The organism is Priestia sp. HNGD-A6, assembly GCF_045784335.1.
In the GTDB taxonomy this organism is placed as follows: domain Bacteria; phylum Bacillota; class Bacilli; order Bacillales; family Bacillaceae_H; genus Priestia; species Priestia zanthoxyli.
This window is the reverse complement of sequence record NZ_CP138621.1, coordinates 4,908,578-4,921,306: the sequence shown is the minus strand read 5'-3', so window position 1 is coordinate 4,921,306 and position 12,729 is coordinate 4,908,578. Positions and strand designations below refer to the sequence as shown.

Sequence of the window (12,729 nt, the reverse complement as noted above, 5' to 3'; positions counted from 1 at the left end):
CTATTTCCACTTACTCTAAATTGCTGTGCTGCTTAAACGCCTGTTCATGATCCGTTTGGTTCAAATTCCCGTATTCTAAGCAAATCGTATCAAACACAACATGAGCACATTGATCAAACAATGAACCAAGCGGCTGAATAGAAGCGGCTTCATTTTCGCTTCGGTATTTGGTTGCAGCGGGAATGTGCAGCAGCTCATCAGTATGAGCAGTTAATGGTGATTCTGTACTAGCTGAAATGCCGATAACTGAACATCCTACTTCTTTGGCTTTTTTAGCTACGCTCACCACTTGCTGTGTTTTTCCTGAACCAGATACAGCCACCAATACGTCACCCGCTGCAATCGAAGGAGTAATGGTCTCTCCTACAACGTATACTGTTGCACCTAAATGCATCAGTCTCATCGCAAATGATTTGCCCATTAACCCGGAGCGACCTTCGCCTATAACAAAAATTCGTTTTGCTTGGTAAAGTGAAAACGCTACTTCTTCTATTTGAGGCTCTTTTATGTGATTCATTACGGTCGTAATTTCATGTAAAATCGTTTGTGTTTTTGTCATTATACGTTCCCCCTGCTCATAAATAAGTCTTGAAATTCAGCAGATGCCTTTGCCACATCCGCACTTTTTGTAATCGCTGATCCAATAATCGCAACGTCCGCCTTCATTTGAAGTAATGACGCTGCTGAGGCTGGATTAATTCCTCCTGCTACTGCTATTTGCGCATCTGAATGAAAATACTGCCGCAAATTTATTTGACTCAGCGATTTTCCTTCTTTTTCTTGCTCATCTTTGCTGATATGATGGCAGAAAATAGCGCTTCTATAAATACTTACTTGCTTTTGCGAGCTGCTTGACGTGTTTAATAAATCAACCATCATTTTTTTATTCCATTTTTCGCTGACATTTGCACACGTCTCTATCGTGGGTAAAGGTGATACGCCCATTACTGTTGCTATATCTGCTCCTGCCTGATAGCACATGGTAAATTCATACTCTGCGTTATCAATCGTTTTGATATCTGCTACAATCATCTTGTGCGGAAATGCCTGTTTGATTTTATAAATGCTTTCAATTCCATACTCTTTTATAAGAGATGTACCTACTTCAATCCAATCAACATAGGGTTCTGCCAGCTTGGCAAGGATAATAGCTTCTTCAATTGTGACGCGATCTAATGCTAATTGTATCTTCATCTTTCTTCTCCTCACTTTCTACTAAACCGGTTTAGTAACAACGTAAAAAAAACGAATATTTTGATGAGCTAAAAAGAGCACGCCATAGGCGCTCTTTTTAGCTTAATACGACAACGTTGTTTCTCGAATAATTAATTCACATTCATACTGGTACTCTTCATAAGCTATCTTTTCTTTCAAAATTTGTTTAATAAGTAAATCTGCTGCTTTTGTTCCCATGTCAAAAGCAGGCTGCGAAATCGTGGTAACGGCAGGCGTTGCTACATCTGCGTAAGGAATATTATCATAAACAATTAAAGATAAATCATTGGGGATATTAAATCCGTGTTGTTTAATAAATTTCTGCACTTCAATGAACACTAAATCGTTTCCAGCCAGCAGCGCTGTCGGCGGATTATCGGCTGCAAATAGCTTCTCCAGCGCTTTTTGCATGTCCGCTTTTTTGCAGTTAATAATCATGGATTCATTTACAGGCATATTGGCTGATGTTAACGCTTCTTTGTACCCTTCTACACGTTCAATCCGGGGTGTAATAGTTAAGGGTTCTGTAATGATCGCTATATGCTTATGTCCAAGCTCGAGCAGATGCAAAATAGCCTGTTTTGTGGCTTCTTGGTTGTTCGCCACTACGGATGGAATTTTTCCTTTTACATCATGAATTTTACGATCCATAATAACAACCGGATATTCTTCTTTGATCATCTGCTCATAAAGAGAAGTATTGGCACCCGTTGGAAATAAAATAAGGCCATCTACTTGCTTTGCTTTTAACATATTAATATATTTCTTTTCTTTATCAGGGTCATCATCTGCGTTGCAAATGATGGCATGTATATCTTGCGAATGGCAATAGTCTTCAATGGCACGAATGACTTCCGTAGAAAATCTGTGCATAATATTGGCAACAATAATCCCAATCATCGACGTTCGCTTTTGTTTTAAGCTCCGTGCTAGATAGTTGGGCTGATAGCCCAGTGTATCAATCGCTTCTTTAATTTTCTTTCGCGTTTCTTCGCCCATATATTCGTATCGCTTGTTAATGTATTGTGATACGGTGCTTTTGGAGACATTTGCTGCTTTTGCAACGTCCAGCATAGTAACTTTTTGCATCATGATCCGTCCTTTTCATTCAATCCCTAAAATTATGCTACTCCTAGTGTAAACGAAAAAAACGAAAAAGGAAAAGCCTTCTTGCTAGCAGAAGGCTTTATTTATTAAGCGTACGCAAGCCTAGCTTCTTGAATTTCATGAGTAAAACGTTTCGCTTCCCTTGTTACTTGAAGTAAGTATTCAGGAGTTGGAAGCTGCTTTCCATCCACTAATGTGCTTCCTGCTCCAATAGCAGCTGCTCCGGCTTTAATATAAGCTCCCGCATTCTCAGCCGTAACGCCGCCTGTTGGCATTAACGGAATATGAGGAAGCGGTCCTGCTATATTTTTAAAATAAGCGGGGCCTACTACGCTTGCCGGGAAGACTTTAATCATATCTGCGCCGCATTCATAGGCTGTTAAAATTTCAGTAGGTGTAAAAGCACCCGGAACGCTAATGACTCCGTATCTTTTAGCCGTTTTAATTGTTCGTTCGTTCACCGTAGGGGAAAAAATAAATGACGCTCCTGCCATAATGGCAATTCGTGCTGTTTCTTCGTCTAGAACAGTTCCTGCTCCAATAAACATCGAATCGTCAAATTCATTTTTCAATTCTTTAATAACCTCTACGGCAGCAGGGTTTTCCATTGTGATTTCTAGATTTGTTACTCCACCTTCTTTTAACGCGTAGGCAAGCGGAATAATTCGCTCAGCGCTTGCTCCTCGAATGACCGCTACAATACCGCTACTTGTAATTTTCTCAATATGCATCTCAATTCTCCTTTTCTATCGTTACATTAAGCCGTTGTTTCAACTGGCTTCACACTCTGAACTTCTCTTGGCTTTTTCGTTGCGACAATGGTTAAAACTGCCGCAAGGAATAATGATCCAGCCATAAAGATATAGGAAGCGCCAAACCCTCCTGTTGATCCATTTAAAAATCCTACAATATAAGAACCGGCAAATGAACCAAGTGCCCCCATGCTATTAATTAAAGCCATCGCTCCTCCGGCAACATTACGCGGTAAAATTTCAGGAATAATCGCAAAGAACGGTCCGTACGGAGCATACATCGTTCCTCCGGCGATAACGAGTAAAGTAAAAGAAAGCCAGAAGTTGCTTGTGCCAACTAAATAAGATCCGTAAAAGGCAAGAGCTCCTACTAGTAAGAACGGCCATACAAATGCGCTTCGTTTTAAAAACTTATCTGACAGATATGAAACCGTTAACATTAATACGACTGCTAATACGTAAGGAACGGACGCTAACCACCCTGTCTTCACTATACTCATGTTAGGCGCTGCTTTAATAATAGACGGCAGCCACATAACAAATCCGTAGACGCCAATACTCCATAAAGCATATTGAATGCTTAATAAAATGACAGTACGATTTTTGAAAGCTTCTTTATAGCCTTTAACAGGTTTAATTCCTTCTTGTTCTTTTTGCAGCGCATCGTGTAAGTCTGCTTTTTCTTTTTTCGACAGCCAGCCTGCATCTTTTGGCTCATCGTTTACTAGTTTCCACCATAAAAACGCCCAAATAACAGCTGGAAAACCTTCTAAAATAAACATCCATCTCCAGCCAAATGATTCTAGCAAATATCCAGAAACAATTGACATCCAAAGGACGGTTGCCGGGTTTCCTAAAATTAAGAACGTGTTGGCTCTAGAACGTTCTGCTTTTGTAAACCAGTGGCTTAAAAAAACGAGCATAGCAGGCATAACGGCACTTTCCACTACTCCTAAAGCAAATCGAATAACAAACAAAAATCCGACGTGGCTTACCATACCTGTAGCTGTAGCAAGTGCTCCCCATAAAATCAGAGACCAAAAAATCAGCTTTTTGGCGCTTTTATTTTCAGCATAGTGAGCGCCAGGAATTTGGAAAAAGAAATAACCTAAGAAAAAGAGCGATCCTAATAAAGACGAAATACCTGGCGTAATATGAAGATCTTCTGCCAGCCCTGCTGCTGCTCCAAACCCGTAGTTTGCACGGTCTAAATATGCAAGGCTATACGTAATAAATACGATAGGAATTAACCGAAGCCATCTTTTTTTTGCTAGCTGCTGTTTCATTATCACTTCACTCCTTGTTTTTGGGATTCCATATATTTTTGCAACTGCTGTTCAGTTGGATATCCGTCGTTATCTCCAGGGCTTTGTACAGCTAATGACCCAATAGCATTTGCTCTCATGACAGATTGAGTAAGAGAATCATGTTGAAGAAGTCCGCTTAACAGCCCTACTGCAAAGCCGTCTCCTGCACCGACTGTATCCACTATTTGTTTGACTTTTATTCCTTCAACCATTCCTTGCTCTTTAGCCGTCTTAAAAAAGGCTCCTTGTTCACCTAGTTTAATAACGACAAGCTCTACGCCTGCATCTAAATAGTAAGAAGCGATGTCTTCTGGGTTTTCGTATCCGGTTAAAATTTTCCCTTCTTCAATGCCTGGCAGAACGTAGTTTGCTTGTTTAGCAGCTTCGTTGATTGTAAAAATCATTTCTTCCTTCGATGTCCAAAGAGTCGGTCGCAGGTTCGGGTCAAAGGAAACCGTTTTGCCAGCTGCTTTCATCGAGGTAAGCGCGTGTAGAGCAAATTCACGCATGCTTGCTGACACAGCAAGCGGTATTCCTGTCATATGCATGTGTTTTGCCGCTAAAAAATAGTTTCGATTAAAATCGCGTGGGTGCAAGTGACTGGCTGCCGAATTTTTTCGGAAGTAACAAACTTCCGGATCTCCCACTTCCACTTTTGATTTAATTTGAAAGCCTGTTGAATGTTCGCTATCTACTAGTACACAATCGGTGTTGACCGACTCCTCTTGTAGCCGTTTCATAATAAACGTACCGAAAGGATCATTGCCGACTTTGCTCACCCACCCTGCGCGCAGACCGAGACGAGCGAGACCAATTGCTACATTTGTTTCTGCTCCGGCTAGCTCTTTTGTATAATGCTTAATCTCATACAGCGGTCCTGGTTGTTCTGCCATGAACATCGCCATTGCTTCTCCGAAGGTAATAACGTCTAATGAATTCATTGCACTTCCTCCTGTTCTGCTGCTTGCACCAATGAAATGAAGCGGGGGATTTGTTCCGATTCATCGATTGGAAACTCTAAAGCTTTAAAAATCGAATGAGAAAACCCTTTCAAAATATCTTTCCACATTTCATTTGAATCGTTTGATATAGAGGTTGTTACTAGCTTTCCGCTATTCTTTATTACGTGTTTAATATGAATATAGCCTACAAATGACCTTAGCTTTTTGATTGCTTCCTGGGGTCGTTCCTGTACATAAAGCCAGTTACCAATATCAAACGTCATGGAAACAGGAATTTCGTAAGCGTTATCAAAAAATGCGTGCAAAGATGCTATGTTGCCTCCATAACTGGTTTGATCGTTTTCCACAAATAGATGTAAAGCTGGAAATGCCTGCAATAGCTCCTGCAATTCCCCTATAGGTGATTGTGGCTGATAAAAACCAAGAGAAACTTTTACCCACTGAGCGCCAAGTGATACGGCTTCTTCAAGAATAGATTTTAATTCTTGTTTGTTTAACTCTCCACTTTCTTTCCACAGTTCGATTGGAGCCGAATATACTGTAAAAAGCGGATATCTTTTTAATTCTTCGGCAATAAGCTCAATCTCTTGATCTACTTTTTTCATTAACTCTCTTCGAATTTCCACTCCATGTACTTGCTGTTCATATATTTTCCCAATCATGGTGTGCTGAGAGCTTGTCGTTTCAAATGCATTTAAAGGAATAATGATATGATTCATAAATCGACCTACCTTTCTTATTATACTAGCTAACCACTTACTAAACCGGTTTAGTAAATCGATTTATCTAAATTATAAGACTATTGAAAGCGCTTTTCAAGCTTTTTTTATAAATTATAAAAAAAAGAAACAACACGGCGTTATGCCGTGTTGTTTCTTAGTGATCTTCTGTGCTTTTTACTAAATTGCGATCTTGTTGATAAATATCATAGATTAAGAAACTAAAACCATAGTACAAGACCATGATTACAACTGACTTTGTCATGATAAATAAAGCGCCTAGCCCGATACCAACCAACAGCGTCTGGACACTCAAACGGTCACGCTGAAAAGCTAGCTGTGATAGGAAATAACCAATACCAATTAAAATAGCCAACACCCATGTATTTTGAATGGCTAATACATAGTGACTATATAAATAAAAGCTAGGAAAATAGACGGTGCTTTCTACGAAGCTGGAAATACCGCTGTATGCAAGCCACCACTTTTGCTCTCTTTCCGTTTTAGGAACGGTTGCCTCAATTGACGTGGGCATCTCCTGTTCCACAAAAACCGTTTCTCCATGATCTTTCATCCATTGAAGCATAATGGAAAGAATGATAAAGCCTGCAAAGATTAAAAGCAGCAAATATTCAATCCATGCTGGATACGGAGCCGTCCGGTGAATCGTATCTAGATATACTCCCTGCAACCCCAACATAGAAAATGGAACCGCATGGTATACCATCACCGCAATATAAAATAGTAAAATTAGCACATAAAAAAAGAACTGTTCTTTGTAGTAGCGAATTTTTTTGCCTTCTGAAGCAATTCGCTTAACAGTCACGCTCTCCAAGTACGGACGAATAATGCTTATGATAATAATAAGACACGTAAATACAATCATATAGTTATGTAATCACCTTTTCAACTTCATTATGTAACATTTTTTTCCATCCGCGAGAACAGGTGGTTAACAGCCTCTGTCCTTTCTTATAGTACCAAAAAACTAAACTTTTTGACAATCCTGATTTATCAATTAGGAAGATGAAATAAGCGTAGCTACATTGATACCGCTAATTGTGACCATAGGAGATCCCCCGCCTGGGTGAGTCGTTCCTCCTACAAAATATAAGTTTTTAACATCTTTTGAGACGTTACTTGGACGAAGAAAACTATCCATTTTCCGATTTGAACTCACTCCATACAAAGCGCCTTTAAATGCACCAAAGGTTTGTTCAATTTCACATGGAGTAACAATTCGTTCATGTACAAGCGAGGGCTCAATATCTAAACCAAACTGAGAAAGCTTGCGATAGACAACCTCTCTGTAAGCTTTCATTTTTTCTTGATTCTCTTCTTTTACAGCAGGGGCATTCACTAAAATAAATAAATTATCACCCGGAGCTACCGTGTTATCGGTATACGAAGAATTACAAACGTAAATGGTAGGGTCGGTTGGAAGCGTTTTTTGCTGAAATAGTTCATAGAATTCCTGCTTGTAACCCTGAGAAAAGTACACTTGATGATGAATCAGCTGAGAAAAGCGCTTTTTAACTGCTGCCATAATTACATAGGCTGATATGGAAGGCTCAAACTCAGCTGCTTTTTTGTTTTTAAAATGAGGTCTATCCTGCTCTTTTACGAGTGCCGGATAGGCTTTTAGCAAGTCCCCGTTTACAATAACGATATCCGCGTCTATCTTTTCTTCTCCATTCACTTCCACTCCGACAGCCCGCTTATTTTTTACTACTATTTCAGTCACGCTGCAGTTTGTGTACAGCTTTCCGCCGGCTTTTTGGAACACATGCCCCAGCCCTTTTGCAATTCTAGTATTTCCTCCTTTTACATAGTACACCCCGTCATTCATTTCTAAGTGTCCAATCAGTGAAAAGGTAGCGGGCGATGTATAAGGTGAAGATCCAATATAGGTTGCGTATCGATTAAATGCATTTCGAATGTTTTCATTTCGAAAAAAGCGCTGATGAAACGTATCTACTGTTTCAAACGGCCTTACTTGCAGCAGTGCTTTTAATAGAGAAGGGTTTGTGTAATCTTTCCATGACGAAAATGTCCGGTAGAAAAATTGACTTTTTGCAATGTCATATATTCTTTTTACTTCTTTTAAATAGGCCGGGTATTGTTTAGCAGCAAAGGGGTCAAGACGTTCAAGCTGCTCAATCATTTTTCGTTCTTCGATAGACATGGAAAATTGTGAACCGTCGGTGAAGAAATTATTTGTATGATGCGTTAGTTTAACAAGAGGCATATAGTCTTCTGCACGTTCGCCCGCTTGCTCAAATAACCACTGAAAAACTTCTGGCATTGTAATGGTATTAGGCCCAAAATCAAAAGAATATTCTCCTAGCTGCACAGGCATCATTTTTCCGCCTACGTGCTCGTTTTTTTCAACGATTGTGACATCGAACCCTTTTGTTTGAAGAAGAACTCCTGCAGCTAATCCGCCTAATCCTGCCCCGACAATTAGTACTTTTTTCATTGATAATGCCTTCCTTTCCATTCATATCCCTGCTTTTTTCGTTCACGCTTCATAGAATGGTTCATGAGCAGCATCAGCACAATTGCCGACGCCGGCATAGTAAGAAACAAAAGCCCTTTTTGCTGAGCCGACCGGTCAATTAAAAACCGCTGAAAAAGCATAATGCAAAAAGGAAGAATCCAAAGTATGTTGCCTGTGAATATTCCTGCTATAAACAAAGGAAGCGGCAGCACATAGTAACAGGTAAAAAAAACGCTCAGTATCCAAACTGCTTTAGCGGATCGGCCTAGACCAACAAAGATATTTTTAGCAAACCCATTCCATACTTCTTCAGTTGTTTCATACATATAACAGCTAACGTGAGACGTAATATTGGCTAAAATAACGCGCTGTTTCTTTTTCTTAAAAAGCTGAGCTAGATGCACATCTTCTACTAGTGAAGTTTTAACAGCTTCATGTCCTCCTGCGATCTCATAAGCTTCTTTTTTTATAAACATAAAAGCACCGTGAGCTGCTGAAGCTTTGCTCACCTTGTTACGGTTCGCTACCACAACCGGTAAATAGCTAAAAACAACAACATGCTGAAGCGGAACAACCAATGCTTCTAACCACGTTTTTACGGGAAAACGAGGAAATCCTGTTAAAAGAGCTGCTTTTGTCGCTTGTGCGGTGGCTAAAGTATGTTCTAGCGTGCGTTCTTTGAGCTGTACATCGGCATCTACAAACAATAAATAGTCTCCATTTGCAGCTTGTGACAGCTGGTGACAGGCATGAACTTTTCCTACCCACCCTTCTTTCAGCTCTTTTCCTTCTATGATGGTAAACCTTGAATCCCCGTGAATTTCTTTCCACAGCTGTGTTCGTGTTTCATCTGTGGACTGATCGTCTAGTATGACACATTCTAGATTGCTGTACGTTAATCCTTTAACAGAAGAAATGATTCGCTTTACATTTCGTTCTTCGTTTCGCATTGGAATCAAAATAGAAATGAGAGGCTGAGGTGTTTTTGAATTCAACTTGTATCTATTTAATTTAGGCATTGCTTGAATATTTACAATGGTCAGAAGCAGCATCAAAATAAATAAAAGCATATAGTAAATCATTCTTTCACCTTCGCTTTCCACCACGTTAACCACTCGCTAAGCGTCTTTCGTCCTGTTAATAAAACCGTAAATTCCTCATCGTTTTCTTGAATGATTTTTTGTTTTTGATGATCGAGCTGAGCAGTGACTGCAGCGGCTAGCGTTTTGGTTATATCTTCTCTTGCATTGGCTAAGTCGTAAAAAACAGCTTGCCCTACCCAGATAAAAAGCTCAGGTCGCTGATCATGGCGAAACGTATAATAATATGTAATGGGAATAACTTCAACGTCAGATTGCTTTTTTAGAAGAAAAGCAGGTCCTTCAGAAAAAGCTAACGGTCTTTTCTCAAGATGCTCTTCTTTTCCTTGAGGAAAAACAAGCACCGCTTTTTTATCTTCTAACAGCCTACTGGCAAACCTTAACGATTCCACCGTATGCTTCGGAGACGCTGCATTTACTGAAAAAGCCCCAATTTGTTGAAAAAAAGGAAAATCCTTCATTCCTTGTTCAGACATCATAGCGTATAGATCTGTTTTTAATACCGCGTTATTTAAATAAAATGTCACTAAACCGTCCCACCAGCTGGAATGATTAGCAATTAATAATATTTTTTTATCTTTTGGGAGCTCTTCTATATGTAAATGAATACGATAAAACTGTTTTTTGAGCTGATATGTGACAAACAGTTGAAAAAAGCGCTCAAATATTGAGTTTTTCTTCGGATAAATCATAAGCGAGTCTCCTTTTTATACACAATATAAAGAATAAGAAAAGGAATCATCGTCAGCCATACCACAAGCCACAGGCCATTTACTAATGCTACAATTACAAACATCATGACGACTGCACTATACAAAAACACCATTCTTCTTTCCCATATCGGCTCTTCTTCTTTAGGAACCTTAGCTAAAAAGAAATATACGACCAGCTGAATGAAGAAAGACAGTAAAAACCAGCCGGAGAAATTGGATAAAGGAATATTATAATAAAAGCTGTCCCCTTCCCACACCCAATATTGTTTAACAACATAGGCAACGGGATCAATAGCCAAATCCATAATAACAGCAAATAGCGAACTAATGACCGCATAGGCAATTCCATGGACAATAAACGGCAGCTCCATGCGCTTCATAATTCCGAGAGCTAATATTCTGCTTGTGATTACGACCATAAACCAAGCCGATCCAATGGTCAGAGGAACTCCTAAGATTTTAGCGCCAAAATCTTTTTCATAATCGTAGGATCCAAACAAAAACCCATGTTTAACACCTAGACTTTCGACATAAATAGATGCGCCTGTCACAAATACGGCAACGACCAGTGCCCGCCTTACTCCATAGGCTTTAGCTAGATAAATAAGAGCAAGAAGACTGCTCAAGTGTAAAAAAACAGCATTTGCCCATTCTAACCATGAAGGCAGCAAATCAAATGAAAGCAAAACGACTCCGCATACGTACCAAATAAGAAAAAAACGATAAATACCATTTGTGATCATTGATTCACCTTCTCTCCAGCTTCTTTTTATCAAATTGCTATTATATAAGCTTGTACACATTCCCTCCATTTTCAATGTGCTCTTTTCTATGAGTAGAACACACTCTCTTAAGATTATGTGAAAATAGCCACTGTTAGTACGTTCCCTAAATAAGAGACTTTATTACTTATTTATAAACAAAAATAAAATAAACGTCCATTAAAATCTACGGATGTATAGATTGAAATGACGTTTATTTTTTCTTATGTATATACACTTCTAATAGCTTTTTGGCAATGAGTCCAATAACCAGTCCCGGTACAACAGACAGCATAGGGAGCCAAATTGGGCCTATAAAAACACCGTTGATGGTTGTCACTGAGGAATACATAATGCCTACTGTAACAAAATAAGCACAGGAGACAAAAGGAATAAATGTAAATCTCGATGCGCCGTTTTCTGCTTCTTTAACAGCATCCCAAATTGCAAAAAAATATAAACATGGATAAAACATTAACCACTGCATGTTCATTACCTCGAGGGATTGCTTTGTTTCCCCCAAAAAGCTTAAGCGAATGCCTTCATTAAAATTTGCGCCCATATTAATGAGAAATTCAAGTACAATAAACAAAATTCCTTTTATATGTTTTTTGTTTAGTAATTGTCCAAAGCCTGGCAACGCAATGCTCCATAAAAGAGCTTCTAGTCTAGTCACGTTCTATCCCAACATTTTGACGTATAAAAGAACTCCACAGCATGATATCAGTAGAAATTTTGTCCATAGTTATCAACCTCACAATAATTTACTTATAGTTTTTGTAAATGTAAAATTTTTATACTACATCTCCTTTAATATTTGTAACTTATTGTAAATTGATAAATGTTTTAGCTATTCAACCAGACATTTTCGTTTAGAATTTTCTGTTTATTAAAACAAAAGCGTGCGATATACTAGTTTTATACGTACGAAAGGATGAGAAAGCTGACATGGAAACAAGTTTTTTTTCAATTTTAATACTAGGATTTTTTTTAGGAATTAAGCATGCTCTAGAACCAGATCACATTATCGCTGTATCAACCATTGCTTCAAAAAGTAAAAAGCTGTGGCGCTCTTCGCTTGCAGGAGTATACTGGGGGATTGGTCATACGCTTACGCTGTTTATTTTTGGCATGATTTTAATAGTGTTAAAAAGCAGTATTTCTGAACGTATGAGCATGTCACTTGAATTTTTAGTGGGCATTATGCTCGTTTATCTCGGTTTTACATCGTTTCTGTCTTACAAAAAACAAGTGCATACGCATCACGAAAAAACGTCTTACTTAAAGTCATTAGGCATTGGCTTTGTTCATGGACTGGCCGGAAGCGCAGCGATGGTTGTAGTAACGATGGGCACCGTTACTCACGTATGGCAAGGTGCGCTGTACATTATCATTTTTGGAATCGGCACTTGTCTTGGCATGCTGTTATTTACGACGGTTATTGGAATTCCATTCGTTACAACTAAAAAGCAAGTGACGTTAAACCGCTGTTTGATGCAGGTAACAGGTGCTGTCAGCATTATATTTGGCCTCTATTATATGTATAATTTAGGTGTAAGCGACGGATTATTTAGTCTGTGGTTCTAACAGAGA

General features: G+C 39.0%; 14 protein-coding genes. 1 reads left to right on the top strand and 13 read right to left on the bottom strand.

The genetic code is table 11. From position 1 onward, the window contains the following. Nucleotides 1-10: 10 nt before the first annotated feature. The 13 genes from hxlB to SCI76_RS25545 form a co-directional block, all read right to left on the bottom strand. Complete coding sequence (gene hxlB / locus SCI76_RS25605) at nt 11-559, bottom strand: 6-phospho-3-hexuloisomerase (protein ID WP_033579433.1); 549 nt, start codon at nt 557-559, stop codon at nt 11-13. Beyond that, complete coding sequence (hxlA, locus tag SCI76_RS25600; RefSeq protein WP_063247739.1) at nt 559-1,194, bottom strand: 3-hexulose-6-phosphate synthase; 636 nt, start codon at nt 1,192-1,194, stop codon at nt 559-561. The genes hxlB and hxlA overlap by 1 nt, the downstream gene beginning before the upstream one ends. Nucleotides 1,195-1,296: 102 nt before the next feature. Beyond that, complete coding sequence (locus tag SCI76_RS25595; protein ID WP_047750584.1) at nt 1,297-2,307, bottom strand: LacI family DNA-binding transcriptional regulator; 1,011 nt, start codon at nt 2,305-2,307, stop codon at nt 1,297-1,299. A gap of 101 nt (nt 2,308-2,408) precedes the next feature. Then, nucleotides 2,409-3,053 (bottom strand): bifunctional 4-hydroxy-2-oxoglutarate aldolase/2-dehydro-3-deoxy-phosphogluconate aldolase, encoded by a 645-nt coding sequence (locus tag SCI76_RS25590; protein ID WP_014459503.1) that lies wholly within the window; start codon nt 3,051-3,053, stop codon nt 2,409-2,411. Between the two features lie 26 nt (nt 3,054-3,079). Continuing rightward, a complete protein-coding gene (locus SCI76_RS25585) occupies nt 3,080-4,360 on the bottom strand; it encodes an MFS transporter (protein WP_013083743.1) in 1,281 nt (426 codons plus the stop codon). 2 nt (nt 4,361-4,362) lie between these two features. Next, the gene (locus tag SCI76_RS25580; protein WP_048019027.1) at nt 4,363-5,322 is read right to left on the bottom strand and encodes a sugar kinase; all 960 of its coding nucleotides are present in this window, start codon (nt 5,320-5,322) and stop codon (nt 4,363-4,365) included. After that, nucleotides 5,319-6,062 (bottom strand): sugar phosphate isomerase/epimerase, encoded by a 744-nt coding sequence (locus SCI76_RS25575; RefSeq protein WP_048019026.1) that lies wholly within the window; start codon nt 6,060-6,062, stop codon nt 5,319-5,321. The genes SCI76_RS25580 and SCI76_RS25575 overlap by 4 nt, the downstream gene beginning before the upstream one ends. A gap of 157 nt (nt 6,063-6,219) precedes the next feature. Next, nucleotides 6,220-6,948 carry a hypothetical protein gene (locus SCI76_RS25570; protein ID WP_048019025.1) on the bottom strand — a complete coding sequence of 243 codons (729 nt, stop codon included), beginning with the start codon at nt 6,946-6,948 and terminating at the stop codon, nt 6,220-6,222. A gap of 132 nt (nt 6,949-7,080) precedes the next feature. After that, nucleotides 7,081-8,541 (bottom strand): NAD(P)/FAD-dependent oxidoreductase, encoded by a 1,461-nt coding sequence (locus tag SCI76_RS25565; protein WP_275211001.1) that lies wholly within the window; start codon nt 8,539-8,541, stop codon nt 7,081-7,083. Continuing rightward, nucleotides 8,538-9,644 carry a glycosyltransferase family 2 protein gene (locus tag SCI76_RS25560; protein WP_048019023.1) on the bottom strand — a complete coding sequence of 369 codons (1,107 nt, stop codon included), beginning with the start codon at nt 9,642-9,644 and terminating at the stop codon, nt 8,538-8,540. Before SCI76_RS25560 ends, SCI76_RS25565 begins: the two co-directional genes overlap by 4 nt. Continuing rightward, the gene (locus SCI76_RS25555) at nt 9,641-10,354 is read right to left on the bottom strand and encodes a lysophospholipid acyltransferase family protein (protein ID WP_407544698.1); all 714 of its coding nucleotides are present in this window, start codon (nt 10,352-10,354) and stop codon (nt 9,641-9,643) included. The genes SCI76_RS25560 and SCI76_RS25555 overlap by 4 nt, the downstream gene beginning before the upstream one ends. Continuing rightward, entirely contained in the window at nt 10,351-11,118 is a 768-nt protein-coding gene (locus SCI76_RS25550) for a carotenoid biosynthesis protein (RefSeq protein ID WP_048019021.1), read from the bottom strand. Before SCI76_RS25550 ends, SCI76_RS25555 begins: the two co-directional genes overlap by 4 nt. A gap of 232 nt (nt 11,119-11,350) precedes the next feature. Beyond that, nucleotides 11,351-11,812, bottom strand: coding sequence for a hypothetical protein (locus tag SCI76_RS25545; RefSeq protein ID WP_033579442.1), 462 nt, complete (start codon nt 11,810-11,812; stop codon nt 11,351-11,353). A gap of 272 nt (nt 11,813-12,084) precedes the next feature. Here SCI76_RS25545 and SCI76_RS25540 point away from each other — a divergent pair, with 272 nt between their 5' ends. Continuing rightward, entirely contained in the window at nt 12,085-12,723 is a 639-nt protein-coding gene (locus tag SCI76_RS25540) for an urease accessory protein UreH (RefSeq protein WP_028412823.1), read from the top strand. The last annotated feature ends 6 nt before the right edge of the window (nt 12,724-12,729 follow it).